Raw genomic sequence first — 26,125 nt, 5'->3', positions numbered from 1 at the left:
TCAGTGCGCTCCGGTGACCATGGCGCGCTGCAGCGCACGTTCCAGCACGACCAGCATCGCGTCGCGGACCGAGGTGCGGACGCGGGCGTCGAAGGCCACCACCGGCACCTGGTCGTTGACGGCGAGCGCCCACCGCACCTCGTCCAGGCTGTGCGCGAGCTGGCCGTTGAAGGTGTTCACCGCCACGACGAACGGCAACCCGGCCTGCTCGAAGTAGTCCACCGCTGGATAGCAGTCGTCCAACCTGGAGCTGTCCACCACGACCAGGGCGCCCAGGGCGCCGCGGACCAGGTCGTCCCACATGAAGCCGAAGCGGTCCTGGCCGGGGGTGCCGAAGAGGTACAGCTTGAGGCTGTCGTCGATGGTCACGCAGCCGAAGTCCATCGCCACCGTGGTGGTGCTCTTGGTGCTGGCCTGGCCCGGCTCGTCGATGCCGATCGCGGCGGAGGTCATCTCGGCCTCGGTGGTGAGCGGGACGATCTCGGAGATCGACCCGACGGTCGTGGTCTTGCCCACGCCGAAGCCGCCGGCGACGATGATCTTGACGGGCAGGGGGGCTTTAGCGGATCGCACGGAGTCCACGCATCACTCGCAGGATGGTCTCGGGGGACTGGGAATCGGTGGTGTCGGTGAGGTGGACGTCGAGGTAGCCCGCGACGCGCAGGTCGGCGACGAGAATGCGGGTGACGCCGAGGTGCAGCGGCACCAGCGCGGAGAGTTCGGCGACCGAGATCGGCCGCTCGCACAGCCGGACGATCGCCTGCATCTCCGGCGTGAGCGCCGCAGATGAAGAAACGCCGGTGCGCAGCGTCACCTGGGTCTCCAGGCCGATCTCGCGATCGACCGCCTCGACCCGGCCCGACGTGAGCACGAACGGGCGCAGCGCGGCGGACGCGGCGGCCGGGTCGTCGGCGTTGCGACCCGGCGCCGGGCCGGCGGACCCCGACCGCAGGTACGGCGGGATCCGCCCGAAGGACTGCTCCCCGGTCACGTCTGGATGGAGTTTTTCAGTTCCGCGATGAGGGCGGGGGTCAGCGCCGCTCCGGCCCGGTTCGCGAACAGCGTCATCTCGTACGCCAACGTGCCCAGGTTGGCCGACCGGTCGGCGATCACGCCCAGGACCGAGCCGCGGCTGATGGCGGTGACGATGAGGTACCCGTCGGCCATGTCGACGATGACCCGGTTGAGCGCGCCCAGGGTGTACCAGCCGGCGGCGCCCGCGGAGAGGCTGGTGATCCCGGAGACGATCGCGGCCAGCCGGTCGGCGTTGGCCCGGTCCTGCACCGACGACATGGCCATGAGCAGGCCGTCGGACGACACGGCGATCGCCTCCCGGACGCCGGCGGTCTTCGTGGTGAACGAGTCGAGGAGCCAGTTGAACGTCTTCGCGTCGGCGCTGAGCCCCGCTGCCGGGGTGCCGCCGGTGTGCGTGGAGGTGTTGCTCATCGCGGGAATCCTTCGGGGGTGTCGGTTCCGGTCGGCGCGTCGCGCAACGCGCGGGCCACGCCGGTTTCGAACTGCTCAACGAGATTACGTACGGTGTCGGGATCGTGCACGGTGGCGTCCGCCGCGGGTGGACGAGCCGGTCTGTCCATCGCGGGGAGGGCGGCGCCGGGGGTCCGCCGCCGCAGTGGCCGCGGGCCGCTCCCGGTCGGTGTCGGCTGCGTCGGTACGGCCGGAGCACCAGCCGTCGACCCGTTGACGGTGTGCTCGTCGGCTCGCCGTACACCTGCCTCGAACTGCTCGATCATGTCCCGCGCCGCGAGCGCGTCGGCGGGCGTCGGCGGCGCCTCCGGCACGACCCGCTGCGGTCCGGTCGGCAGCTGCTGGCCCGGCACCCGCCGCCGCAGGCCGGACGGCGAAACGGCCGCCGCGCCCGCAGGCGAAGGGGCGACGGCAGACAAAGGGACGTCGGACGTGGGCAGCGCGCGGGAGCCTGCCGCGAACGCGTTCCACGGCCGCCAGTCCCGCATCGCCTCGGTGGCCTCCTGCAGCCGGCGGACCGGCAACAAGGGGCCACCCGCGTCGCCGAGCAACGCGGCAGCACGGGGCGCCGCCAGCTCGCGGGTGGGCCCGTCGAGCAGCGAGGGGACGGTCACCGGGGCGGCACCAGCGACGACATGGGACGGCCCGAGGTCGACGGTGGCCGTGACGCCGCCCTCCGGGGTGTGCGCCAGCGCCACCCGGAAGCCGTGGCGGCGGGCCAGCCGGCCGGCCACGAACAGGCCGAGGACCCGGCTGGGCACCAGGTCGAGCCGCTCCCGGCGCACGAGCCGGGCGTTCTCCTCGGCCAGGCGCTCATCACTCATGCCGATGCCGTTGTCGACGACCACGATCCGGACGCCGCCGATCGTGGCCCGCGCCGCGATCGTGACCCGGGTGTGCGGCGGCGAGAAGTTCGTCGCGTTCTCCAGCAGCTCGGCGGCGAGCAGCACCAGGTCGCCGACGACGCCGGGAGCGATGAGCAGCTCGATCGGGATGTCGGTGTCGACGCGGGTGTACTCCTCGATCTGGGCGAGGGCGAGCCGGGCGATGTCGATCAGCCGGACCGGTGTCACGTGGTCGCCGGCCTGGCCGGAGCCGGAGATGACGACGAGGCTGTCGGCGCTGCGGCGCAGCCGGTTGGAGAGGTGGTCCAGGCCGTACAGCTGCTCCAGGCGCGCGCCGTCGGTCTCCTGCGTCTCCAGCTGGTCGATGATGCCGAGCTGGCGGCTGACGAGGTTCTGGGTGCGCCGGCCGATGTGGCCGAACATCTCCGCCACGTTGCGCCGGCTCACGACCTGGCGCTCGACCAGCTGCGCGGCCGTGACCTGGACCCGGTCGAACGCCCGGGCCAGGTCGCCGATCTCGTCGGAGCCACCGGCGTCGAGCACGTCCAGGCGTACCGGCGTGGTGGCGTCGACGTCGACCTCGTCGTCGGCGACGCGGCGCAGCTCCTCCTCGCCGGCCTCGGCGATGCGCTCCGCGGAGCGGGTCAGCCGGATCAGCGGCGCGGCCACGGCGCGGACCACGGACGCGACCAGCAGCAGCACGACGAGCAGGACCAGCGCGGTCAGGCCGCCGGCGCCGTACGCCGTGGTCAGCGCCTGCCGCTCCTGCCGGCTGACGGCGGAGCTGAGGTCGTCGATGAGGCGCTTCTCGACGAACCCGCCCAGCACGCTGAACGAGCGCAGCTCCGGGAACAGCGCCGCCAGCGGGCGGGCGCGCATCGCGGCGACCGGGTCGGCGTCGAAGTCGTCGTTGAACTTGGTGCCCAGCCGTTCCTCGAAGGCGGTGGAGACCAGGGCGTACAGCTGGGACTGTGCGGGGGTGGCGAAGGCGGCGAACTGCTCCTCGTACACCTCCCGCTCGGCCTGCTCCTCGCGGTACCGCACGAGCAGTGCCGTCGGATCCTCGTAGGACATGACGGCCAGGATGGCGGTGCTCTCGGTGAGCGACTCGTTCGCGCGCAGCAGCGCGTCGAGTGTGAGCAGCGCCCGGCCGGTGGCCGTCGTGCCGTCGGCGAAGTCGACCAGCCCCAGCGCCTCGATCGTCTCGTCCAGCAGCGGCACGAACCGGTCGAGCGCGTCGTCCGGGGTGGCCGCCCTGATGAGGACGCGCTCGCGCACCGTCGGCAGCTGCTGCCGGATCATCTCGAGCGAGTCCGCCAGCTCGTCGGGCAGCTCGCCCGCGGCGATCACGGCGGTCAGCTGGTCGGAGACCCTGGCCGACTGCCGCGCCAGGTCGGTCGGGTCGACGGCGCCGATCAGGTACCCGATGGACAGCAGCCGCTCCTGCTGGAGGTCCTCCACGAGCGGGCCGACCCGCTCGGCGAGGGCCACCGCGGCGTCGGTCTCCGCCGCGCGGTTCGCGGTGCTGACCAGGTCCACGGCGACGGGCACGAACAGGCCGAACATGGCCAGCAGCGGCAGCGCGACCAGCAGCGTCAGCTTGCCGCGGATGCGGAACCTATCGAGCAGCATGCAGCCGCTCCACGCTGTCGTGCCGCGGGGCCGGCGGGGTGTCGTCCGGCCCACGGCGGGCCGTTGTCGTGCCGGCGCCGCGACGCCGCCGGCGCAGCGCCAGCAGCACGGTCACCACCGGCGCCGCCACGCCGAGCAGGACCGCCGCGGCGAGGGCGGCGACGGCCGTCGTGTCGCGCGAGTCCAGGTCCGCCAGCCGTTCGCCGAGCAGGGCGTCGATCTCACTGAGCAACGAGGCGGACAGCTCGGCCCCGGCGCGCACCACGTCGTCGCGGTGCCGGCCGAGCTGTGCCGGGTCGGTGCTGAGCGTCGCGCTCGCCGTCGCCGTGGCGGGCACCAGGGCATCGGTCGCCCGGGTGAAGGCGTCGATCTTGGTGAGCAGGGACCCGTCGAGGCGGTGGCTCTCGCTGCTCTGGGCCGCGGCCTGCACGTCCTCGGCCAGGTCGCGGGCGGCCCCGATGAGGTCGGACCTGGCGGCGGCGATGCCGAACAGCGCGTCGGCCTGCCCGGCCGCCGGCAGCCGGCGCGCCTGCAGCAGCAGGCCCGCGTACCGCCCGGCGGCGGCGATGCCGTCCGGCAGCTCCTGGGCGCCCCCGTCGGCCAGGTTGAAGGTGGCCGCGTACGGGTCCCGGGCCAGTCCGGACGCTTCGCGCACCTTGCTGATGAGGTCGAGGAGCAGCTCGACGGCCTCGCTGTAGCTGGCGAACAGGGTGCCCGGGGCGCCGGTGGGCGGCACCGCCTCGATCCTGGCCCGCAGGTCGGCCCACCGGTCACGGGTGAGCAGCTCGGCACCGTGCTCGGCGTCGAGCTCGGCCACGCTGCCGACGGCCGCCATCAGCGACCCGCGCTGCACCGGGCTGCCGGTCGCCGCGGCCGCCTGCGCGTTGACGAGCTCGATCTCCAGCGGCACGAGCGCCCGCAGGTACGCCACCCCGTGTCGCTCGGTGGTGGCGAACGCGGCATCGTCACCGTTGGACTGGCGGTGCATCCCGAACAGCACGACCGTCGGGACGATGAGCGCCAGCGGCAGCAGGAGCCGCACGATGAACGCGACGGTACCGCGGGGCCGGCGGTCGGGGGATGTCGAGGTTGCCATTGGTCACTCTCTGCGTTGCGGCCGCGAGAACCGGCGGGGTGGGCCGCTGGAGAGCGGCCGAGCGGCACCCGAACATAGCTGTCCACCAACTGGTCGCGTCATGAATAGGATGACCGGACCTGCATGGCGGGACAGAGCGATCGCCTCATCCGATACGGTGAGAAAGCGCACCCGTTATTGCCAGGTCTGCACCACGGCGCTAAGATTTGCCGCTTTCTCCCCGTCCGGCCGTTTCCGGCGGTGCCCCGATGGTGCCGCATTGTTCGCCAGTGGGCAGAATGCGACATCGCCCTTCCCGGCGGCGCTCACGCAACGCTACATTCGCTCGGAGTGTCGTGGGCCGAAGCGCTACCGTACCGGCGAAGCGAGACCGGGCCGGGTCACCAGGGCGGCGATGAGGGTCGCGAGCCGGGCTGCCGGCACTTTGACGTCCGAGCGCCGGCGTGTGCGCCGGGCCAGTTCGTGCAGGTGTGCTGCGGCGTCGCGGCGTGAGGCCCGCAAGGACGCCTCGCGAGCCCACCGTGGGCACTCGGACCGTGAACTCGAGCATGGAGCCGTCGAGCATCCGCGCTCCCGCGTCGATCGTGATCGGCTCGGCGGACAAGGCGGGGGCGAGCCCAGGGGCCGAGTCGAACGCGCGACCCCCGTGCTCCTGAGCCATATTGCCCGCCGATGATGCGGATGTTCTGGTCGGCGGTGATCGCGCTGATCTCCGTGAGCGATCGGACGGACAGTTCGTCGGCGCACGAGGTGGCGACGAGCTCCACGCGACGCGTTATCCCCACAGTCGCTCCCGGAGTGCTCGCGTTCGAAGCCGGTCAACAGCGGCGTCGACATCCCCACCGGGCGACCGGCGCAGATCCCACGCCGCGATCAGCGGGTCGGTGTACCTGCGCGGGATCGCGTTGCGCTTGGTCGGCAGTGTGCGGGACATCGCCAGGATGGTCGGATCCCGAGGGGTGCACAGTGCGACCGTCGCGTCCGCGGACCGTACGGTCGCGAAACCATGGCCCTCCAGCGAGGGCTGGTGGACGACGTAGGCGACGATGCGGTCTGGGCGGCGCCAGGGGGCGTACAGGTCGAACAGCGCACCCGTCGACGGGTTCCACAGCAGCAGGGCGGTGCCGGTCGGCAGGAGCTTCGACGCGATCCGCCAGGCGTCCCAGTCGGCGCCGCCGATCGGTGTCGGCAGCGGCGTCGGGTTGGCCATGAAGTACATGCCGGTGCCGCCCGGGTTCGGGTAGTAGTCGAGGGTGTACCCCGAGACCGGGTCGCCGACGATGGCGAACAGATCCGGGTACGCGCCGTGCGTGCCCGCGCTGTCGTAGGCGTCCGCGACCGCGATCGGGTTGTTGCCGTTGAGGTCCGTCATCGTGCCGGAGTACAGGAGGGTGGCGCCGTTGCCGTCCACCGGGCCGCCGTCGTCGAGGCTCGGGGCAATGACGGCCAGGCCGGCGTTCCAGCCGGTCGGGTAGTAGACGAACACGTCGTTGAAGCTGGTGCCGGTGAAGTGGCCGGAGATGACCTGCGCGCCGTCGAAATCGGGCGCCGGCCAGGCGGCCGGCGGGGCGACGTTCGTCAGTTGGGTGCGGTTCGCGCAATGAGCGGGCGTTGGCGGGCCAACGGTTGGCCCAACCGCGTGTCGAGCTCCCCCAACGGGTTGGGCAACGGCGGGGCCGACGTCGGCGCAGTTCACCACCGGTTGGGTCGCACGCAGCCCAGCGGGCATGCGAAACGGGCTATCCAAAGGTCATGCACGTTCAGCGCCGGCATGAGCGGCCGGCGGGTGCGACGCCATACGCCCGCCGCGTGTCACTAGTAGACGACTTCCATGCTCTAGGCTGCTGCCGGATCACATCGACCGGAGTGGTGCACTGATGGCCGTCGCGCCGGACTTCGCCGAGTTCTACTCGGCGACGTACCCGCGGCTCCTCACGCAGCTGTACGCGTTCGTCGGCGACCGGGCCGAGGCGCAGGACCTCGTGCAGGAGGCGTTCACGCGTGCCTTCGCGCAGTGGACCGCGGTGTCCCGGTTCGACGACCCGGTCGGCTGGGTGCGCCGGGTCGCGTGGAACCTCGCGATCAGCCGGTGGCGCCGCGCGAAACGCCTGCTGCACGTGCGCCGCGACCTGATCGCCGATGACGTGCCCGGCCCGGACGGGTTGTCGCTGGACCTGGTCCGCGCGCTGCGCCAGCTGACGCCGCCCCTGCGGCAGGCCGTGGTGCTGCACTACCTCGCCGATCTGTCGGTACAGGAGATCGCTGCGTTCGTCGGCGCCCCCGACGGCACCGTCAAGGCCCGCCTGCACCGGGCCAGGTCGACCCTGAGCCACCTGCTCAGCGTGGACGAGGAGCGGGTGAGCCATGACTGAACGCGACCCGCTGCGCACCCGCTTCGACGCCTTCCGCGACCAGTCGGTCCGTGCCGCGAGCGCCCCGCCGGTCGAGGAGATCCCGCGCCGGCTGCGTCGGACCCGCCGCCGCCGTACCGTGGCCGCGGTCGTCGCGGCGATCGCCGTGGTCGCGGTCGTCACCCTGCCGTCGTGGTCCCGCGGCGGCCCGCCACCGATCCCGGCCACCTCGCCGACCCCGTCACCGACGCCGTCGGCATCGGTGTCGCTGCAGGCCGCGCCACCGGCCGGCACCGCTTCATCGCCGAGCTCCGCCGCGTCGTCGCCGTCGCGCACCGCCGCCTGCGGCACCTCCGCCCGCGGCCTGCCGCTGCTGGCGGACGGCAGGACCGAGGCGCAACTGACGGTCAACGGCAGCAACGCGCTGGTGCCCGTGCCGGCCAACATCTTCGAGGTCTGCCCGGCCGCCCGTATCCCGTTCGCGCACGTCACCTGGGGCTGGGACGTCAACCGCCAGCAGTACGTGCAGGTCTACAACGCCTCGTCCGCCCTCACCCGGACCCAGCCCAGCGTGCCCAAGCCATCGGCGTACTCGGGCATGAACAGCTGCGGCGTGGTCGACGTGCTGGTGGCCGGGACCCGGCCGGCGCCGTCGAGCATCCCGCGCTCCGTCCAGGACGGCCCCGAGCCGAGCCCCACCTTCATCAATTCCATGATGAAGAACAACCAGGTCATGGTGTACCTGTCGGTGGTGTACTCGAACGCCGAACTGGCGACGCGCAGCTTCTGCCAGCCCACCTCCCCGACCGCGTAGCGGTCAGCCCACGATGTCGGCGGGGGTGAACACCCGCACGTCGGGATGGCCGGCCAGGGTCTCGTCGACCCCGCCGCGGGACCAGAACGCGAACGTGAGCCCGGCCGGCCCCGGCTCCGGCAGATGCGCGGCCCGGCGCCGCAGGTCACCGAGGTCCCGCTGGGTCAGCGGCCTGGCCTGCCACCGGCACTCACCGACGAGGACCGGCCGGTCGCCGGTGAGCCCCAGCACGTCGATCTCGACGGTCTCGTCCTTCCACCAGCGGCCGATGATCGTGTCCTGGGGGAGCGCCCCGGCCGCCACCAGCCGCTGCGCGTGCTGGCGGGCCGCCTCCTCGAAGACCCGGGCGACGTGGGTCTGCCACCGCCCCGAGGTGCGCTGCCGGACGGCCGGCCCCTGGCCGCCGTCGATCAGGTCCGCGTCGTCGCGCAGCACGGCGAACCAGTACGCCAGATAGTCGTCGGCGATCTCGTAGTACGGATCGGGCGCGCCACCGGTGCCCAGCGCACGCACCGTCCGCACGTAGCCGGCGCGCCGCAGCCGGTCGAGCGTGTAGTCGATGCGCTGCTGCGCCCGCCCGGCGATCCTGGACCGCCGCCGGGCACCACCGGCCATGGCCGTGAGCACCCGCTCATACCCACCCCGCCAGTCCAGGTCCTCCGAGAGGATGTCCGGCGCGTCCCGCAGCAGCAGACCGCCCGGCGTGAAGGCCAGCTCTTCGAGGTTTTCCTCCGTGGACCGCCGCGCCGACCAGCGCCGCAGGTGCAACGGATAACCGCCGCAGGCCGCATACGCCTGGATGAAGTCACCCGGCGGCAGATCGGGCAGGAACGCCCGCGCGTCGATCAGCGGGAACGGATCCATCCTCCGCTCGAGCCCGGCGCGGCGGTGCAGACCGCCCTGCGGGCCCAGCATCTGCTCCATCACCGCGACGGCCGACCCGGACAGGACAAGCATCAGCTTCTGGCTGCGGATGTGGTTCTCCCACACCGCCGAAACGGTGTCGGCGAAGTCCGCGTGCCCGCTCATCAGGCGGGGCGCCTCGTCGAGGACGACCAGCAGCGGCTCCGTGCGGGCGATGCCCCCGACGAACCGCAGCGCGGCCTCCCAGGTCGGAAAGCTCGCCGGCGCCAGGTCCGCGACCTCGTCCCCGAGCTGCTCACGAAGCGCGTCGGCGAACCGCTGCAGCTGCCGCTCGTCCGTGTCCTGCCGCGCCGCGGTGAAGTAGACGGACCGCTTGCCCTCAGCGAAATGCGTCAGCAGGTAGGTCTTGCCGACCCGCCGCCGCCCCCAGACCACGGCGAGCTCAGGCGCCCCACTGGCCGCCCGCTCCCACGCGGCGTCCAGCTCCGCCAGCTCCACCGCCCGCCCGATGACCTCCACGACTCAACGGTACTACAAGCTCTTTGTACTACAAACAGTTTGTACCAGCGGGACGGTGGATGGGCTCGGCGATAGTCGGGGCTCGTTTCGTTGGCGTGAGCACCCTGTCGGCGGCAATCTCAGCCGGTACGGGCAATCGTCGGCGGCCCGCCGGGCGGAGCCGGCCTCGGATGATCAGCCCACTGTAATCGATCAATTCCCTACCGTAGGGTGGGCGACCATGATGACCCGGGCACGGTGGTGGGCCGAGCCGCCTCCGGGCCAGGCCAGCTACCTCGCTGGCGTCGATCCCGCGCTGCTGGGCGTCGCCCTCGACCCGATGCCGGCGGGCGCTCCGGCGGTCGTGCGGTTCCGTCCCGCGGCGGCCAGGCCCGTAGGGGAGTACGTCACCGCCTTCCTCGACGCGTTGGACCTGGCCGCCCTGAACCTGTTCCCGCGCTGGTTGCCCGCTGCCGAACACTTCGACGGCGCCTCCGGGCTGACCGTCGCCGCGGTCCGGGCCGTCGCCGCGGAGACGGCCGGCCGGTCCCAGCACTTCGGGCCGTTCCTGGCCTTCACCGCCGAACGCGCGTTGCGGCACCGTCGCGGGGACGCCGTCACCGACCAGCTCCGGTTCCCCGCCGAGGTCCGTGCCCGCGGCCTCGGCGCCATCCTGGCCGACGCTTATCAGCGGCCCTCCGTCGCGGTGCTGGTCGACATGCCCCAAGGGCTCGACGCCGACGGCGGGCGAGCCCTGGTCGCCGCCGCGGTGTGGCTCGCGGAGCAGGGCCGCTTCACCGTCTGGCTCGCCGGCCAGGCGCCGCAGGCGGTCGACCGCATCCCGGTCGTGCAGCTCGCGCTGCCCGACGACCTGACCCATCTTGCCGCCGACACCGCGCAGATTACCGCGCCCGATAATCAGCCCGTCCCGCCCGTGCTGGCCTACCCGCCGCTGACCGGTGCACCCCGCGCCGACAGCCCCGCCGAACAGGCGCTGGAGCGGGCGCTCGCGCCGCACCCCTGGGCCCGCGGCCGCCAGTGGAACCACGTGCTCGAGTGGCACCTGCTCGGCAAGGCGTACCGGCTGGACCTGTACTGGCCCGACGACGGACTTGTCGTCGAGGTCGACGGCGACGACCACCGCGACCGCTGGAAGTTCGCCGACGACCGGCACCGCGACGCGCGACTGCAGCTGCTCGGCCACGATGTCCTGCGCTTCACCAACGACCAGGTGCTGACCGACCCCATCGCGGCGGCCCTGACGATCCGCGACCTTCTCCTGCTCCGGCGCTCACCCCTGACGTGGAAATGAGGCAGCATGCCACCGACCGACGACGTCCCAAGCCTGACCCCCAACCAGATCCTCGCGCTCGTCGTGCTCATGTCCGAGGCCCGGGAGCTCGACAACAACGAGCTGAAGGAGCTGGCCGGCTTCGCGCTCACCGGCGCGGACAACACCAAGCTGGAGACCAAGCTCGGCCTGGTGCGGACCGACCGGACGCACCGGCCGTACTCGCACGAGCTGACCGACAAGGGCTGGCGGGTGGTTCGCGAGCTGCACACCACCGAACCGCCGAAGGCCGGCAAGTCGGCGTCGCGGACGATCCTGACCCTGCTTGGCAACCTGCACCGGTCGATCGAGCAGCTGCAGCACACCCACGGCGTCAAGCTCAGCACGGGTGAGTTCTTCCAGCAGCAGGCCGGGTCCGCGTCCGGGAGCGATGCCGAGACCCGCGTCCGCACGGCCTATGCGACGCTCGCCGGAGGCCCTGGCGACTGGGTCGGCCTCGCCGACCTGCGTGAGCAGCTTGCCGACCTCAGCCGTGCCGAGGTCGACGGCGCGCTGCTCGCGCTGCTCGACCAGGGCGGCGTCCGCATCATTCCCGCGGCCAACACGAAGGCGCTCAAACAGCGGGACATCGCGGCGGCGGTCAGGATCGGTGGAGAGGACAACCACGCCCTGGCGATCGGCCAGTCGTGATTCCCGCCGCAGAGCGCGCCGCCCTTGAAGCCCTCCACTTCAACCCGGCGCCAACCCCCGACGACATCTGGCACGCCTCGCCGTACGACGTACCCGAGCTGCACGAACGTGCGGTCCGCGAGATCCTCAGCGGGGTGGGCCGGGCTCGCCGCAGCGACACCGTCACCCCGCTCGGCGTCGCGCTGCAGGGCCGGGCCGGGGCGGGTAAGACCCACCTCCTCGGCGCGGTCCGCGAAACCATCCAGCGTGCTGACGGCGGCGGCTACTTCTTCCTGGTCAACATGATCAACGGCCGGACGTTCTGGGAGAGCACCGTCCAGGGGATCATCAATGGGCTGACCCGCGACGCCATCGGCTGGGGCACCCAGCTGAAGACCTTCCTGCGCCGGCTCACCGCCCAGCTCGGGATCCCGGCCGAGGTCCGCGACGCGGTCGCCGGCAACGCCACCCTGACCCGCGCGCACCTCGACACCTTCATCACCGCGTTGCGGCGGTTCGACAACGTCACCGGGCGTGAATGCCAGGACACCGCCCGGGCGCTGGTGCTCTACGGCTCGCTCGACTTCGACCACCAGGACATCGGTCAGGCCCACCTCATCTCCGAGCCGACGGAGACGGCCGACCGCACCGACTGGGGATTCACGGCAGCGGTACGCCGGCCGCAAGAGGTCGTCAGCGACATCTCGCGGCTCATCGCCCTGACCCTCAGCCCGAGCGTGATCGCGATCGATCAGCTCGACACGCTCTTCGCCCAGACCACCACCGCGTTCTTCAACCGCGACGAGCGGCTCGACCCGGACCAGGTAGCCACGGTCGCCCCCATCGCCGACGGCCTGCTGACCCTGCGCGACATCACCCAGCGCACGCTCATCGTCATGTCCTGCCTGCCTGACACGTGGGAGCTGCTGAAGCGGGGTGCGCCCGGACCGGTGATCCAGCGCTTCCGGGAAACGCTGCTGCCCGACCGGATCGACAGCGCTGACATCGCCCGCCTGATCGTGGCGAAGCGGTTCGCCGAGGCGTACAACGCGGAGCACTTCAACCCGCCGTACCCCACCTGGCCGATCAAGTACGAAGCGTTCGAGGACGCCCGCCGGTTCACGCCACGCGACCTGCTGCGCCGCGTCGACCTGCACGTCCACCGCTGCCTGAGCACCGACGAGGTCGTCGAGCTCGACCGCTTCTGCGACGAGCCGCCGGCTCCGCCGAAGCCGTCAGTCGAACCGGACGAGCAGGCCGACCTCGCACCGCTCGACGCGATGTTCCAGCAGTTCCTCGATGCCGCGGACGTCGCCGGCGCCCTCGACCGGTACACCGAGGACGCCGAGATGCCGCCGCTGCTCGCCGCGGGTATCCAGGCCTGGATCGACGAGCAGGCACCGAGCGGCGTCGTCTACAAGCAGGACCCGAAACCGAGCCCGAAACCCGCCTTGCACGGTCGCCTCATCGAGGTGGTCGACGAAGCAACCGAGAACGAGGCGCACTGGGCCTTCCGCGCCATTGCCCACACCCACCCGCGCGCGGTCATCGCCCGGGTCAAGAACGCCTGCACCGTCGCCGGCCTCGACCTCGCGATCCCGCAACGCCGGCTCGTCCTGCTTCGTCAGGGGCCGTGGCCGTCCGGTGAACGTACCAAGGAGACCCTCGACGCCTTCTTCGCCGCGGGCGGCGTCTGGCACCGGATCAGCGAGAGCGACCTCAAGACGTTCGCCGCGTTGCGCCGCATGCAGGCTGCACAGCACGCCCTGCTCGGGGAATGGCTGGTGGCCAGGCGCCCGGCCAGCCACACCCAGCTGTTCGCGGAGATCCTCGCGCCGCGCGCGAAGCAGCCCGCGCCGGCACCGGCGACCTCCACCGAGGACACCTTCGACGGCAACGGCCACACCATCGGCCTCGGGCGCCTGATCAGCGACGACAGCGCATTCATCGTCGACCTGGAGTCCTTGCGCAGGCATACCGTCATCTTTGCGGGATCCGGCTCCGGCAAGACCGTCCTCATCCGCCGCCTCGTCGAGGAATGCGCGCGGCAGGGCGTGTCGTCCATCGTCCTAGACCCCAACAACGACTTGGCCCGGCTCGGCGATCCCTGGCCCGAGCCGCCCGCCGGTTGGGGCACCGGGGACGACCGCCGCGCTCGGGACTACCTGGAACACACCGACGTGGCAGTCTGGACCCCGAACGTCAGCAGCGGCCGGCCGCTGTCGTTCCAACCACTGCCCGACTTCACCCCGCTGCGCGACTCACGCGACGAGTTCGAGCAGGCCGTGCGCGCCGCGGTCGAAGCGCTCGCCCCGCGCGCCGGCGTCAGCGGCACGACCCGGCTCGCCACTCAGAGCAAGGCGGTGCTCACCGAAGCCCTGCAGGTGTACGCCCGCAGCGGCAAGATCGGCCTGGAAGGATTCACCGACTTCCTCGCCGACCTGCCGGACGACGTGAGCCGGATGAGCCGGGCCAACAAGCTCGCCCACGACCTGTCGGAGACCCTCAAGGCCGCCATGGTCAACGACCCCCTCTTCGGTGGCCGAGGCACCGCGGCCGACCCGGGCATCCTGCTCACCCCGCCACCGGGCAAACGCGCCCGGGTGTCGATCATCAGTTTCATCGGCCTCATGTCCGACGAAGAGAAGCAGAGCTTCGTCAACCAACTGCAGATGGCGCTGTTCACCTGGCTCAAGCGCAACCCGGCCGGCGACCGCCCACTGGGCGGGCTGTTCATCATGGACGAGGCCCAGACCCTCGCGCCGTCGTCCGGCACGACAACGGCCACCGCGAGCACCATCACCCTGGCCTCCCAGGCCCGCAAGTACGGCCTGGGGCTGGTCTTCGCCACCCAGGCGCCGAAGGGCCTGCACAACCAGATCTCCGGCAACGCCACCACACAGTTCTTCGGCCTGCTGAACGTCAGCTCGGGTGGGGACGGCGGTGGGGGCGGGGGGCGGCGGGGTCGTCGGGCGGGCGGTGCCAGGAGCGGTCGGCGGCGGCGTGCCACCAGTCCGGCAGGGGGCCGGCGAGCAGGCCGGCCGTCGGCTGGTCGGGGTGCAGGCCCAGCGGCCGCAGCGCGCCGGCGGTGACGTGCAGGCGGAACCAGCCGAGGGGGCGGCCGTCGGCGGCCCGGCCGCACATCACGTCGATCCTGATCTGGTCGTCGGCGAACGGCATCCAGTCGATGCCGTGCTCCCGCAGTCAAAACCGCAGCGCCGCCTGGGGTGACATGGCGCCGGGAAGGTTCTCGTAGGTCAGCAGCGGGACCCAGTCGGTGGCCTGATCCATGCGTCCATGATGCCTCGCCGGGCAACTTCGTCGTCGGAATACCGGGCGCCGGCGGGCATAGAGAAATTCTTCTTCGGCGATGCAACCTTCCGGTGCCGCCCGCGTGTATGTGATGCACGCCCCGGCTCGGGGGTGCTCGCGGAGGCTGTGTGCGGCTCAAACGGGGGGTCGCACCCAGCCGAAGCGGACCTCGCCCGCGTCGACGACGGAAGCGGGCTTGAGACCACTTTCTCCCGGTCGCAAAAAAAGGCCGTTCGCAGGGCGTCAGTGAGCGACTTCGGCGGGTAGGGTGCTCGGCGAGCGTGATCGACGGCGGGCGATGGGGGAACGCATGCTGCTGCTGGTGCTCGATGCGCTGCGCCGTCGGCCGGCGCAGTGGCTGGCGGTCGCGGCGTTGACCGGGCTGTTGTGCGCGGTCGCGGCCGCCGGGCCGCAGTTCGCCGCCGCGGCGACCGCCCGGGCCGCCGCGGCCGACGTCGCCGCCGCGCCGGCCGCGCAGCGCATCCTCACCGTGCACCGGGGCACACCCGTCGGCCGGGACCCGGCCGGCGCGCTCGAAGCGTTCCGGGCGGACGTCGAGCGGCTCCTGCACGACGAGGACAGCGCCGCGCCGGTGCTCGGGCTCACCCGGCCGTTGACCAGCATCACCGGCGGGTTCAAGCGGGTCGCCCCGGTGGCGTACCGCGACGGCGTCTGCGAGCACGTCCGCGTCACCGGCGGCTGCCCGACGGGCGCGGCGGAGGCGATGCTGAGCCGGCGCGCGGCGGACACGCTCGGCCTGCGGGAAGGGGACCGGCTCACGCTGCGGACCCAGTCGGCGACCGAGGTGACGCTGCGGGTCACCGGCACGTACGAGCGCACCGACCCGTCCGGCGCGTACTGGGCCGAGCCGCTGTTCGGGCCCGGCCGGATCACCGCCGGCGAGGAGGCCCTGGACCCGGCGTTCGTGGCGCTGGCGACGTTCGCCGACGAAGGGTTCGACGAGCCGACCGCCGTCTACACCACGCCCCTGCCCACCAGGCTGGTCGGTGGGGACGAGCTGCGCGACACGCAGGATTCCCTGGAGAAGGCCGGGTTCACGTTCGTGCCGCCGAACAAGGACCTCCTCGAGGCGGTCGACGCCGACAGGACCGCGGTGCGCAAAGGCATGCTGGTCGCCTGGGTGCAGGCGCTCGTGCTGTGCTGGCTGGCCCTGGCGATCGCCGGGCGGCACACGGCGCAGGACCGGCGGCCCGACATCGCCCTGCTGAAGCTGCGCGGCAGCACCCGGCTGCGGATGCTGCGGCTCACCGCCGGGCAGCACCTGCTGCCGATGCTCGTCGCGCTGCCGGTCGGGGTGCTGCTCGGGGTGCTCGGGGCGCGGGTCGCCGCGGGGGCAGGTGTGCCGACGACCACCGCCGCCACCCAGCTCACCGCGGCGGCGGTGGCGGCGGCGTTCGTGGTCGGGCTGGCGGTGCTGGTGCTCGGTGAGGTCGCCACGTTCCGCGCGCCGGTGGCGACCCTGCTGCGGCGGGTGCCGTCGCGACACCGTGGCTGGTCGCGGCGGACCCTCGACGTGGTGGTCCTGGTCGCGGCGGCCGTGGCCGTGTACCAGGCACACGCCGGCGGGACGGCGACCGGCCTGGGCGTGGCCGCGCCCGCGCTCACCGCGCTCGCCGGTGCGGTGCTCGTCGCGCGGCTGCTCGCCGCGGGCAGCGACCGGCTCGGACGCGGGGCGCTGCGCTTCGGCCGGATCAGGCTCGCGCTCACCGCCCTGCGGTTCTCCCGGCAGCCGGGCGCCGACCGGATCCTTGTGCTGATCGCGGTCGCGGTGGCGCTGCTCGGGCTGGCCGCGCAGGATTTCACCACCGGGCGGACCGCCCGCGCCGAGCGGGCCGGCGCCGAGCTGGGCGCCGCGCGGGTGCTCACCGTGCAGGCGGCGAACCACACCGCGCTGCTGTCCGCGGTACGCCGCGCCGACCCCGGCGGCCGCACCGCGATGGCGGTCGTCGCCGACCCCGGCGCGTCCCCGCCGGTCCTCGCGGTCGACTTCGACAGGCTCGCGGCGGTGGCCGACTGGCGGCCCGGGTACGGTCCGCGCGACGCGCTCGATCCGGCCGCGGCGCGGGCCGAGCCGCTGCCCCTCGTCAGGGGCACGGGACTCACCCTGGACGCCCGCAACGACTCCGCCGCACCGGTCAGGCTGGTGCTGACGCTCCGGCACGGCGTGACCGGCGCAACCGTGACCGTGCCGGTCGGGCCGCTCCCGCCGGGCGAGCACCAGGCGTCGGCGCCGGTGCGCGGATGTGAGGACGGCTGCCGCATCGTCGGGATGGTCCTCGCCGGATCGTCCGATGTGGACAGTCGGCCGGTGAGCGCGCCGGCGAACTCGGCGCTGGTCGTGCGGGAGCTGCGCCAGCAGGGGCCCGACGCGGTGATCCTCAGCGGCGCGAGCCTCGGCGACCAGCGCCGGTGGCGCGGCGCCGACACCGGCCCGGCGATGAGCGTCGGGGCCCGGCAGGGCGCGCTCACCCTGCGGATCCCCACGCCCGTCGTGGACAACGCGGCCGTCGGCGACAACCACGCCTACGTGGTGGATGTCGTCGCCGCCGTACCGGTGATCCTTGCCGGCCCGGCGCCGAGGACCTGGCTCGCCGGGGACCCCGCACTGCCGCTGTTCGGCGGCTCGGCCGTGCCGGTGCGGGTCGCCGCGACCGCGCCCATGCTGCCGGTGCTGGGCGGGGCGGGCACCGTCATCGACCTCGACGCGGCCGTGCACGCCGCGGCCGACCCGGGCACCGCGGGCGTGCCGCAGGTGTGGATCGCCGCCGGTACGCCCCAATCCGCCGTCGACGCGCTCGTCGCCGACCTGGCCGCGGCCGGGGTCACGGTGCTCGGCGCCGACAGCGTCGAACGCCGCATCGCACGGCTCGACCAGGCCGGCGCGGCCCTCGCGACCCGCTTCCAGCTGCTGGTCGCGCTCTGCGCGCTGCTGCTCGCCGCGGTCGCGGCCACGGTGGCGGTGACCGTCCAGCAGGCGGCGCGGACCCGCGAGTGGCGGGCGCTGCGCGCCCAGGGGCTGCCGCTGCGCGCCGCGGTCGGCGTCGAAACGGGCGGGCAGGCGGCGCTGGTCGCGTCCGGGGTCCTCGGCGGCCTGGTCGTGGCGGGAGTCGCGGCGCGGATCACCGATCAACCGGAGACGGTGCAACCGCCCGTGCTCGGCGCGACCGGCCTCATAGCGCTGACGGTGCTCGGGGTGGCCTCGGGCGCGGTCATGCTCGCCTGGATCCGCACCCTGCGAACCCGCGCCGGGGCCGCCGCGAACCACGACAGCGACGGAGGCCGCCGGTGATCTCCCTGGTGCTCGCCATGCTGCGCACCCGCCGCGGCCAGGCGACAACCCTGCTCCTGCTGACCCTCGTGGTCGTCGGCGCGACCGTCGCCGTCCCCGCCTACCTGCGCACCGTTGACCTCGCCGTGGTCCGCGGCGAGGTCGACACCGCGGCCCCCGGCGAGCGCACCGTCGCCCTCAGCGCCACCGTCGACAACAGCGACACGAGCACGATCGACTTCACCGACGTCACCAGCGCGCTGCTCACCGTGCCCGGCTTCACCCAGGTGTACTCGGCCGAGTTCCCCGCCGCCGGCATCGAACCCGAGCCGCGCGACGCGTCCCGCCTCACCTACCGGCAGGAGGCCTGCGCCCACCTGACCATGCTCGCCGGGCGCTGCTACCTCGGCTCCGGCGAGATCGTCATCGGCGAGCGCACCGCGGAACGGCTCAAGCTCGGCGTCGGCGACCCGGCCGCCCTCGCGTTCGCCGTCAGCAAGGGCTCCCCGACCGGACCGGTCTACGCGGCGTTCACCGAACCCACCCCGTTGACCGTCGTCGGGGTGTACCGGCCGGCCGCCCCGCAGGAGGAGTACTGGGGCTCCCACGACTACTTTGCCGTCGACGTCACCGGCCGCACCGGCGAACCCGTCTTCACCGGCCAGGCGACCCTCGCCCTGATGCGGCGCACCTCGACCCTCGTCGGCGTCGACGCGACCGCCGCCCCGGCCACGTTCGACGCGGCCCGCCTCGGTCGGCTCCGCGGCCAGCTCGACGAGCTCAAGGACCGCACCGCCAAGCTCAGCCAGGCGTTCACCGTCACCACCGAGATCCCCGACCTCATCGGTCGGGTGGAGCGCAGCCGGGCGCTGGCCCGCCAGACGGTGCCGGTCGGCGCGGTGCCGCTGCTGCTGCTGGCGTACCTCGTGCTGTACCTCGCCGTCGACTACGGCGTGGAGGGCCGCCGCCCGGAGCTGGCGGTCGTCGCGCTGCACGGCGGGTCCTGGTGGCACCGGTGGCTGCTGGCGCTCGGGGAGAACATCGCCGCGATCCTCGCCGGCGCCGTCGCCGGGTGCGTCGCCGGCCAGCTCGCCGTCGGGGCGGTCGCCGCCTGGCGGTTCCCGGGGATCGGGGTGCCGCTGTTCACCGCCGGTGCGCTCGGCAACGCGCCGTTCGCGGCGCTCGGCGCCCTCGTCGTCGCGCTGCTGGCGCAGCGCCGGCACCTGCTCAGCCCGGTCGGGGAGCTGCTGCGCCGGGTCCGGTCGCGGCGCACCGGGCGGCGGGTACCGGTCGGCGAGGTGCTCGTCGGGGTGCTCGCGGCCACCGCGGTCGGGCAGCTGTTCCTCAGCGGCGGCGGGCTGTCCGGCGTCGGGATGCTCGCCCCGGCGCTGTGCATGCTCGCCCTCGCGCTCGCCGGCGCCCGGCTGTTCGCGCCGCTCGCCGGGCTGCTCGGCCGGCGGGCGCTGCGCCGGGGCCAGCTCAGCGTCGCGCTCGCCGCGCTGCAGCTGGCCCGCCGGCCCGGGCCGCAGCGGCTGATGCTGCTGCTGGTCGCGTCGGTGGCGGTGCTCGGGTACGCGGTCGCCTCCGCCGACGTCGCCGCGCAGGACCGCGACCTGGCCGCGCGGATCGGCACCGGCGCGCCGCGGGTCGTGTCGGTCGCGCCGGTCACCCGCGACCACCTGCTGCACGCGGTGCGGGCCGTCGACCCGGACGGCGCCTACGCGATGGCCGCCGCGCAGCTGTCCGAAGGCGCGTCCACCCTCGCCGTGGACACCACCCGGCTGGCCACCGTCGTCGACTGGCGCCCCGAGTACGGCGACCTCGACGCCGCCCGGGTCGCGGCGCTGCTGCGTCCGCCGGCCCGCGAGCCGGTCACCGTGCGCGGGCCGGACGTGACCCTGGACGTCGACGTGTCCGACGTGAAGATGTCGGTACCGGTGGAGATCACCGTCGTGCTGTCGTCGCTCACCGGTCGCGGCACCGCCACCGTGCCGTTCAAGTTCGTGAACGACGGCACCTACGCGTTCCGGGACCGCACCCCGCTGTGCGTCGACGGCTGCCGGCTCGCCGGGCTGCACCTGCGGGCGCAGAGCACGTCGCCGACCAGCACCCGCTTCGTGCTCACCGTGCGCGGCCTCGCCGGCGCCGACCTCACCGACGTGACCCGGTGGCGGCCGACCGGCGGCCGGCTCGACGCCGTGCGGGGTGGGCTGCGGCTCGCCGTCGACGCGCCCGGCGGGCTGCCCGACGGCGCCTGGATCCAGCCGGTCGACGCGCCGTTCCCGCTGCCGGTGCTGACCGCCGGCCCGCCGCCGCGCGACGGCACCCTGGCCGGGCTCGACCAGCGGCCCACGCAGGTGCGGGTCACCGGCCGGGCCGGTGCGCTGCCCCGGCTGGGCACCGTGGGCACGCTGGTCGACCTGGAGTACGCCAACCGCGTCGCCACCGACGCCGGCAGCGCGCACCGCTCCGAGGTGTGGCTGACCGGCGCCGCGCCGCCGGACGTGCTGACCCGGCTGGCCCGGCAGGGCCTCATCGTGACCGGCGACGTCACCGCCGAGCAGACCCGGCGCCGCCTCGCCGCGCAGGGCCCGGCCCTCGCCACCTGGTTCCACCTGCTGGCCGGCGCGCTGGCGGTGCTGCTCGCCGCCGGCGGGCTCGGGCTGATCGCCGCCGTCGACCGCTCCGGCCGCGCCGCGGACGAGGCGGCGCTGCGCGCCCAGGGGCTGAGCCGGGCCGCGATGCGGCGGGCGAAGCTGTGGACGTACCCGGCGCTGGTCGTCGTTGCCGGCCTGCTCGGGCTGGGCAGCGCGCTGGCGGTGTGGCGGCTCACCGGGTGGGCGCTGCCCGTCTTCGGCGAGGACCTGCCGGCGCTGCCGCTGCCGCACTGGCCCGACCCGGTCGCGGTGCCGGCGACCTGGCTGGCCAGCGTGGCGCTGCTGCTCGCGGTCGCGCTGCGCGACGGCGCCGCCGACCCGGCCGGCTCGAGCCGGCGCCGCCGCCGGATCGGGGCGCCATAGTCACGTATCGCCGTCACTCGGGGGAGATGGAGATGGGTCAGGAAACAGGTCCGTACCGGATCCTGGGCCGCGTCTGCTGCGGCGGGTTCGGCCGGGCCGCGGAGCTCGCCGGGGTCAAGGTCCGGGCGCTGCTGGTCACCCTGCTGTTACAGGCCAACCGGGCGGTGTCGCTCGACCGCATCGGGCAGGCGCTGTGGGAAGGGGAGCCGCCGCGGTCGGCCACCGCCAACATCCGCTCGTTCGTGCACCGGCTGCGTGCCGACCTGCACGACCCGGCGCATCTGGTCAGCCGCGCCGGCGGGTACGAGCTGACCGTGCCCCCGGACGGGGCGGACCACCTGCGGTTCGAGCGGCTCGCCGGCGCCGGCCGGGCATCGTTGCGCGCCGGCGACCCGGCCGGCGCCGCGGACCTGCTGGGCGCGGCGCTGCGCCAGTGGCACGGTGACCACGCCGCCGCGGGCGTGCCCCGCAACGGGCCGCTGCGGTCGTGGCTGGACCACCTCGACGACGAGCGGGAACGGGTCGTGGAGGACCTCGCCGAGGCCTACCTGGAGCTCGGCGAGAGCCGGGCCGCGCTGCGCGACCTGCGCAACCTGCTCGGCTCGGCGCCGGCCCGCTCGCGCGGCTGGGCCCTGTGCATGCGGGCCTACCAGATGACCGGCGAGCTGCACCACGTCGCCGACGTGTACCAGCAGGCCGAGGCCGCCTACGAGCGCGACCTCGGCGTGCCGCTGGACAGCGAGCTGGAGCGGCTGTACCTGCGGATCATGGCGGAACGGCGCACCCCCTGAGACGGCCGGGCCGCCGCAGGGGGTGCGGTCACTTCACAGGCAGCAGCCGTAGTTCTCCCACGAGTAGCACGCGCCGGCGTGGCAGTAGCGGCGCGCCCGCTGCCGCCGGGCGTAGTCACCGCCGCACGGCGAGGAGAAGCACGTGTACTCGTACCCGTCCGCCGACGCGGTGATCCTCGGAACGATCCGGGCGATCAGACCGTCCGCGATCCGCTGCATCGTGCGCATCAGCACCTCCTGGGTCGCCGGCCGCGGGGTGCGGCCGAGTCGGTGCTGGACGCTAACGACCCGCTGTACAACGCCGATACCGATCGACCGGTATCAACCGTGTATGTGCCGTGGCTAGCCTCGCCGCGTGGATCTCGACGTCGTCTGCCGCGCCCTGGTCGGTGCCGTGTTCGTCGCCGCGGCCGCCGGCAAGCTGCGCGGCCGGGCCGCGTTCGCGGCGTTCGCCGCCGACCTGACCGCGATGGCCGTCCTGCCCGCCCAATACGCCCGGCGCGTCGCGGTCGCCGTGGTGGCGGCCGAGGCGGCGGTCGGGCCGCTGCTGGTGGCCCCGGCCACCGCCCCGGCCGGGGCCGGGCTCGCCGCGCTGCTGCTGCTCGCCTTCACCACGGCGATCGCGTCGGTACTGCGCCGCGGCGCCGCCGTGCGCTGCCCCTGCTTCGGGGCCACCCGATCGCCGCTGGGCCGCAGGCACCTCATGCGCAACACGGTCCTGCTGGCCGCGGCGGTCCTGGCCGTGCCCGGCACCGGCCCGCACGACGCCGCCCGGGTCGCGGTGTCGGTCGCGGCGGGGCTGCTCGCGGCCACCGCCATCATCCGCCTCGACGACCTCGCCGACCTGTTCGGCGACGCACGACAGGAGTCCCGGTCATGACTGTCCTCGGTGCCGCGGTCGCCCTGACCGCCGCGGTCAGCGTGTTCAACCTGCTGCTGCTGTACGGCGTGATCCGCCGCCTGCGCACCCTCTCCGCGCCGCCCCCGGCGGTCCCCGGCCGCGTGGCGCCGTTCTCGGTGTCCACTGTGGACGGTACGATGGTGACGCGGGAGGCGCTGCCGGCGGACGCGCTCGTCGGGTTCTTCGCCCCGGACTGCGCGCCGTGCGAGGAGCTGCTGCCCCGGTTCGTCGCCGCGGTCGGCGGCCGGCGCGACGTCGTGGCGGTCGTCGCGGCCGGGCCCGGCGAGGACGGGTACGTCGACCGGCTCCGTCCCGTGGCGGCGGTCGTCTCGGGCGCGGCCGCGGTCACGGTCGCCGCGGCGTTCGGGGTGCGCGGCTACCCGACGCTGCTCCAGGTCAACGCCGACGGCACCACCCGCGACCTGCCACAGAGCGCCGTCGAGCACCTGGCCCTCGCATGAGCGGTCGGGTCGCGCGGACGGTGCTGGGGCTGGCGGTGCGGGCCGCGCCCTGGTCCCTCGCCGGGGTGCTGCTCACGGCGGTGCTCGGCGCGGGGTCGGCGGTGACCGCCGCCTGGCTGACCAAGACCGTGATCGACCGGCTCACCGCCGGCGGGGCCGTGCTGTGGCCGGCCGTCGCGCTCGCCCTCGTCGGGGTCGCCGCCACCGTCCTGCCGCAGGTCGACCAGCTGCTGCGGGCCGAACTGGCCCGCGAGGTCGGGCTGCTGTCCCAGGACCGGCTGTACCGCGCGGTCAACGGCTACGCGGGCCTCGCGCCGTTCGAGGATCCCGCGCACCTGGACCGGCTGCGGCTCGCCCAGCAGTGCGGCCAGGACACCCCCGTGCAGCTGGTCGGCAGCGTCCTGAGCCTGTGCCGGGCCGCCGTCACGGTCACCGGGTTCGTGGTGTCCCTCGCCGTCATCAGCCCGTGGCTCACCGCCGTCGTGGTGCTCGGCGCCGCTCCGGCGCTCCTGGCCGAGCTGCGGATCGCCCGGGTCCAGGCGGCGGTGGCCGTACGGGTGACGCCGCTGGAGCGACGGGAAGCCTTCTTCTCCAACCTGCTCGGCAGCATCCAGGCCGCCAAGGAGGTCCGGCTCTTCGGCATCGGCGACCACCTGCGCGCCCTCATGCGCGCCGACCGCCGCGCCATCAACGCCATCGAGCGCCGCGCCCAGCTGCGGGCCGCGCTCCTGCAGGGCGGCCCGGCGCTGCTGTCCGCCGCCGTCTGCGCGCTCGGCCTGGTGTGGGCCGTGCAGGCCACCGCCCGGGGCGTGCTGTCCGTCGGCGACATCTCCATGTTCGTCGCCGGGGTCGCCGCGGTGCAGGCCGGCGTCGCCTCGATCGCCCAGTCGGTCGCCGTCGCCCACCGGCACCTGCTGCTCTTCCAGCACTACGTCACCGTGGTCGACACCCGCCCCGACCTGCCGCAGCTGGAACCCGTCCGGTCCGTGCCGCCGCTGCGGCACGGCATCGAGCTGCGCGACGTCTGGTTCCGCTACTCCGAGCGCCACCCGTGGGCGCTGCGCGGCGTCGACCTCACCATCCCCTGTGGACGGTCGGTCGCCCTCGTCGGCCTCAACGGCGCCGGCAAGAGCACCCTGGTCAAGCTGCTGTGCCGCTTCTACGACCCGACCCGCGGCACGATCCTGTGGGACGGCGTCGACCTGCGGCACCTGCCGGTGGCCGAGCTGCGCGCCCGGGTCAGCGCCATCTTCCAGGACTTCATGAGCTACGACCTCAGCGCCGCCCAGAACATCGCCCTCGACGGCGTCCCGCTGGAGCGGATCCGGGCCGCGGCCCGCCTCGCCGGCATCGACGACACGCTGGCCGGCCTGCCCCGCGGGTACGACACCATGCTCACCCGCTCCTTCTTCCAGGAGCCGGAGACCGCCGACGACGGCGTCATCCTCTCCGGCGGCCAGTGGCAGCGGGTCGCCCTGGCCCGCGCGTTCCTCCGCGACACACCCGACCTGCTCATCATGGACGAGCCCAGCTCGGGCCTGGACCCGGCGGCGGAGTACGAGATCCAGCAGACCACCCGCCGGCACCTCGGGCGGCGCACCAGCCTGCTGATCTCCCACCGCCTCAACACGATCCGCGACGCCGACGAGATCGCGGTCCTCGCGGACGGGGTCATCGCCGAGCGGGGCACGCACGCGTCGCTGCTGGCGGCCGGCGGCCGGTACGCGTCGCTGTTCGCCAAGCAGTCGGCCGGCTACGTGGGCGTGGGGTAGCGATGTGGTTCCTGGCGCTGCTCGCCTCGCTGGCCGGTGCCGCCTGGGCGCTGCGGCGCCGGGTGTTCGCGGTCACCGTGGAGGGGGCGAGCATGGCGCCCGCCCTGCTGCCCGGCGACCGCCTCCTCGCCCGCCGGCTGCCCGGCTGCCGGGTCCGTCCGGGCCAGGTCGTGATCCTGGAGAAGCCGGCGTACCCGGGCGGCTGGCACTGGGCGGACACGGCCCTGGCCCGGCCGGCGGACGGGCACTGGATGATCAAACGGGTCGCGGCGGTGGCCGGCGATCCGGTACCACCCGAGCTGGCCTCCGGCGGGCTGGTGCCGGCCGGGTCGATCGTCGTCCTGGGCGACAACCGGGACGCCAGCATCGACTCCCGCGAGCTGGGCTTCATCCCCGTGGACCGGGTGCTGGGCGTCGCACTGCGCCCGGTCAGGAGCAGCGTGCGGTCGTGAAGTCCTGGTGGCCGCGGCCCGGCTGGCAGCGCTGGGTCCGCTCACCGGCGGCGAACCGGAACCGGCCGTCGTCGCCGCGCCGTAGGGTGACGCGGTAGCGGATCGCCTTGATCGAGTCGTCGCCGAGCCTGGTGAGCGTGACGGTGAACTCCGGGTCGTCCTGCCGCAGGTACACCTCGACCGGCCCGTCGAACCCCCGGTTCAGGTCCAGCAGCTGCGCGAGGGTGGTGTCGGCCGCCCGCGCCCACCCGGGCCCCTCGGCGTCGACGAGTGCGTTGAACCCCGGCGCCGCGATCGCCCCCGTGTCCCGGTCCACCTCGATCTTCGACGTCCACTGTGGACCTTCGGACGTCCCGCTCGGCGGCGTCCAGCGCGCGGCGTCTGCCTGCTGGGCCGGCCCGCCACAACCGCCGACGACCAACAGCGTTACGAATGCCAACAGCCGGCGCGCGACCCGCATACCACCACTCCCGTCCCGTGCGCGCCCGTCGCGCACGTCAACAGACGCGCATGGGCCGGGTGTGGTTGACAGGGGTGGAGCTAGCCCCACCCCGGCGGGGAGTCAGGGTCAATCCGTTCGGC

21 protein-coding genes are annotated in these 26,125 nt (G+C 73.8%); 12 read left to right on the top strand and 9 right to left on the bottom strand.

Annotated features, from left to right (window positions below; translation table 11 throughout):
- From OP18_RS33695 to OP18_RS33670, 6 genes are all read right to left on the bottom strand, one after another.
- Entirely contained in the window at positions 1 to 573 is a 573-nt protein-coding gene (locus OP18_RS33695) for a GTP-binding protein (protein ID WP_389249834.1), read from the bottom strand.
- A complete protein-coding gene (locus OP18_RS33690; RefSeq protein ID WP_033363158.1) occupies positions 560 to 991 on the bottom strand; it encodes a DUF742 domain-containing protein in 432 nt (143 codons plus the stop codon). The genes OP18_RS33695 and OP18_RS33690 overlap by 14 nt, the downstream gene beginning before the upstream one ends.
- Positions 988 to 1,446, bottom strand: a complete 459-nt coding sequence (locus tag OP18_RS33685; protein ID WP_033363157.1) for a roadblock/LC7 domain-containing protein — start codon at positions 1,444 to 1,446, stop codon at positions 988 to 990. Before OP18_RS33685 ends, OP18_RS33690 begins: the two co-directional genes overlap by 4 nt.
- Positions 1,443 to 3,962 carry a sensor histidine kinase gene (locus OP18_RS33680; RefSeq protein WP_052387721.1) on the bottom strand — a complete coding sequence of 840 codons (2,520 nt, stop codon included), beginning with the start codon at positions 3,960 to 3,962 and terminating at the stop codon, positions 1,443 to 1,445. Before OP18_RS33680 ends, OP18_RS33685 begins: the two co-directional genes overlap by 4 nt.
- Complete coding sequence (locus OP18_RS33675; RefSeq protein ID WP_052387720.1) at positions 3,949 to 5,058, bottom strand: hypothetical protein; 1,110 nt, start codon at positions 5,056 to 5,058, stop codon at positions 3,949 to 3,951. The genes OP18_RS33680 and OP18_RS33675 overlap by 14 nt, the downstream gene beginning before the upstream one ends.
- Before the next feature lie 775 nt (positions 5,059 to 5,833).
- On the bottom strand, positions 5,834 to 6,544 hold the full coding sequence (locus OP18_RS33670) for a hypothetical protein (RefSeq protein ID WP_033363156.1): 711 nt from the start codon (positions 6,542 to 6,544) through the stop codon (positions 5,834 to 5,836).
- 391 nt (positions 6,545 to 6,935) lie between these two features.
- Between OP18_RS33670 and OP18_RS33665 the strand changes: the two genes are divergently transcribed.
- Together OP18_RS33665 and OP18_RS33660 are read left to right on the top strand one after the other, a co-directional pair.
- On the top strand, positions 6,936 to 7,430 hold the full coding sequence (locus tag OP18_RS33665) for a SigE family RNA polymerase sigma factor (protein ID WP_033363155.1): 495 nt from the start codon (positions 6,936 to 6,938) through the stop codon (positions 7,428 to 7,430).
- The gene (locus tag OP18_RS33660) at positions 7,423 to 8,223 is read left to right on the top strand and encodes a hypothetical protein (protein ID WP_033363154.1); all 801 of its coding nucleotides are present in this window, start codon (positions 7,423 to 7,425) and stop codon (positions 8,221 to 8,223) included. Before OP18_RS33665 ends, OP18_RS33660 begins: the two co-directional genes overlap by 8 nt.
- Positions 8,224 to 8,226: 3 nt before the next feature.
- Here the strand turns inward: OP18_RS33660 and OP18_RS33655 are convergent, their stop codons facing one another.
- On the bottom strand, positions 8,227 to 9,606 hold the full coding sequence (locus OP18_RS33655; protein WP_033363153.1) for an ATP-binding protein: 1,380 nt from the start codon (positions 9,604 to 9,606) through the stop codon (positions 8,227 to 8,229).
- A 220-nt stretch (positions 9,607 to 9,826) separates the two neighbouring features.
- On the opposite strand from OP18_RS33655, the gene OP18_RS33650 reads away from it, so the two are divergent.
- The 6 genes from OP18_RS33650 to OP18_RS33625 all read left to right on the top strand — a co-directional run bounded on the left by OP18_RS33650 (position 9,827) and on the right by OP18_RS33625 (position 21,957).
- On the top strand, positions 9,827 to 10,897 hold the full coding sequence (locus OP18_RS33650) for an endonuclease domain-containing protein (RefSeq protein WP_052387719.1): 1,071 nt from the start codon (positions 9,827 to 9,829) through the stop codon (positions 10,895 to 10,897).
- Positions 10,898 to 10,903: 6 nt separating this feature from the next.
- On the top strand, positions 10,904 to 11,566 hold the full coding sequence (locus OP18_RS33645) for a hypothetical protein (protein ID WP_052387718.1): 663 nt from the start codon (positions 10,904 to 10,906) through the stop codon (positions 11,564 to 11,566).
- Positions 11,563 to 14,637, top strand: a complete 3,075-nt coding sequence (locus OP18_RS33640) for an ATP-binding protein (protein WP_052387717.1) — start codon at positions 11,563 to 11,565, stop codon at positions 14,635 to 14,637. Before OP18_RS33645 ends, OP18_RS33640 begins: the two co-directional genes overlap by 4 nt.
- Positions 14,638 to 15,167: 530 nt before the next feature.
- On the top strand, positions 15,168 to 18,167 hold the full coding sequence (locus OP18_RS33635) for an FtsX-like permease family protein (protein WP_052387716.1): 3,000 nt from the start codon (positions 15,168 to 15,170) through the stop codon (positions 18,165 to 18,167).
- Positions 18,164 to 21,166 carry an FtsX-like permease family protein gene (locus OP18_RS33630; protein ID WP_063745664.1) on the top strand — a complete coding sequence of 1,001 codons (3,003 nt, stop codon included), beginning with the start codon at positions 18,164 to 18,166 and terminating at the stop codon, positions 21,164 to 21,166. Before OP18_RS33635 ends, OP18_RS33630 begins: the two co-directional genes overlap by 4 nt.
- Before the next feature lie 32 nt (positions 21,167 to 21,198).
- Positions 21,199 to 21,957, top strand: coding sequence for an AfsR/SARP family transcriptional regulator (locus OP18_RS33625; RefSeq protein ID WP_162189872.1), 759 nt, complete (start codon positions 21,199 to 21,201; stop codon positions 21,955 to 21,957).
- A gap of 33 nt (positions 21,958 to 21,990) precedes the next feature.
- On the opposite strand, the gene OP18_RS33620 is transcribed toward OP18_RS33625, so the two are convergent.
- Positions 21,991 to 22,185, bottom strand: coding sequence for a hypothetical protein (locus OP18_RS33620; protein WP_156089981.1), 195 nt, complete (start codon positions 22,183 to 22,185; stop codon positions 21,991 to 21,993).
- A gap of 127 nt (positions 22,186 to 22,312) precedes the next feature.
- On the opposite strand from OP18_RS33620, the gene OP18_RS33615 reads away from it, so the two are divergent.
- The 4 genes from OP18_RS33615 to OP18_RS33600 are packed head-to-tail and all read left to right on the top strand — an operon-like array spanning position 22,313 to position 25,543.
- Positions 22,313 to 22,837, top strand: coding sequence for a MauE/DoxX family redox-associated membrane protein (locus OP18_RS33615; RefSeq protein ID WP_033363150.1), 525 nt, complete (start codon positions 22,313 to 22,315; stop codon positions 22,835 to 22,837).
- Positions 22,834 to 23,319 carry a hypothetical protein gene (locus OP18_RS53450; protein WP_052387715.1) on the top strand — a complete coding sequence of 162 codons (486 nt, stop codon included), beginning with the start codon at positions 22,834 to 22,836 and terminating at the stop codon, positions 23,317 to 23,319. The genes OP18_RS33615 and OP18_RS53450 overlap by 4 nt, the downstream gene beginning before the upstream one ends.
- Positions 23,316 to 25,091, top strand: coding sequence for an ABC transporter ATP-binding protein (locus OP18_RS33605; RefSeq protein ID WP_033363149.1), 1,776 nt, complete (start codon positions 23,316 to 23,318; stop codon positions 25,089 to 25,091). Before OP18_RS53450 ends, OP18_RS33605 begins: the two co-directional genes overlap by 4 nt.
- Positions 25,092 to 25,093: 2 nt before the next feature.
- Positions 25,094 to 25,543, top strand: a complete 450-nt coding sequence (locus OP18_RS33600) for a S26 family signal peptidase (RefSeq protein WP_033363148.1) — start codon at positions 25,094 to 25,096, stop codon at positions 25,541 to 25,543.
- On the opposite strand, the gene OP18_RS33595 is transcribed toward OP18_RS33600, so the two are convergent.
- On the bottom strand, positions 25,521 to 25,859 hold the full coding sequence (locus OP18_RS33595; protein WP_033363147.1) for a hypothetical protein: 339 nt from the start codon (positions 25,857 to 25,859) through the stop codon (positions 25,521 to 25,523). The genes OP18_RS33600 and OP18_RS33595 overlap by 23 nt on opposite strands.
- Positions 25,860 to 26,125 lie beyond the last annotated feature (266 nt).

The organism is Dactylosporangium aurantiacum (assembly GCF_000716715.1).
In the GTDB taxonomy this organism is placed as follows: Bacteria; Actinomycetota; Actinomycetes; order Mycobacteriales; family Micromonosporaceae; genus Dactylosporangium; species Dactylosporangium aurantiacum.
This window is presented reverse-complemented; position numbering and strand designations above follow the sequence as displayed.

Bases quoted from the DNA above. Each gene is read 5' to 3' on its own strand.
- OP18_RS33665 (WP_033363155.1), top strand. From the start codon at position 6,936: ATGGCCGTCGCGCCGGACTTCGCCGAGTTCTACTCGGCGACGTACCCG.
- OP18_RS53450 (WP_052387715.1), top strand. From the start codon at position 22,834: ATGACTGTCCTCGGTGCCGCGGTCGCCCTGACCGCCGCGGTCAGCGTG.
- OP18_RS33600 (WP_033363148.1), top strand. From the start codon at position 25,094: ATGTGGTTCCTGGCGCTGCTCGCCTCGCTGGCCGGTGCCGCCTGGGCG.
- OP18_RS33620 (WP_156089981.1), bottom strand. From the start codon at position 22,185: ATGCGCACGATGCAGCGGATCGCGGACGGTCTGATCGCCCGGATCGTT.
- OP18_RS33660 (WP_033363154.1), top strand. From the start codon at position 7,423: ATGACTGAACGCGACCCGCTGCGCACCCGCTTCGACGCCTTCCGCGAC.
- OP18_RS33675 (WP_052387720.1), bottom strand. From the start codon at position 5,058: ATGGCAACCTCGACATCCCCCGACCGCCGGCCCCGCGGTACCGTCGCG.
- OP18_RS33680 (WP_052387721.1), bottom strand. From the start codon at position 3,962: ATGCTGCTCGATAGGTTCCGCATCCGCGGCAAGCTGACGCTGCTGGTC.
- OP18_RS33685 (WP_033363157.1), bottom strand. From the start codon at position 1,446: ATGAGCAACACCTCCACGCACACCGGCGGCACCCCGGCAGCGGGGCTC.
- OP18_RS33650 (WP_052387719.1), top strand. From the start codon at position 9,827: ATGATGACCCGGGCACGGTGGTGGGCCGAGCCGCCTCCGGGCCAGGCC.
- OP18_RS33645 (WP_052387718.1), top strand. From the start codon at position 10,904: ATGCCACCGACCGACGACGTCCCAAGCCTGACCCCCAACCAGATCCTC.
- OP18_RS33605 (WP_033363149.1), top strand. From the start codon at position 23,316: ATGAGCGGTCGGGTCGCGCGGACGGTGCTGGGGCTGGCGGTGCGGGCC.
- OP18_RS33625 (WP_162189872.1), top strand. From the start codon at position 21,199: ATGGGTCAGGAAACAGGTCCGTACCGGATCCTGGGCCGCGTCTGCTGC.
- OP18_RS33635 (WP_052387716.1), top strand. From the start codon at position 15,168: ATGCTGCTGCTGGTGCTCGATGCGCTGCGCCGTCGGCCGGCGCAGTGG.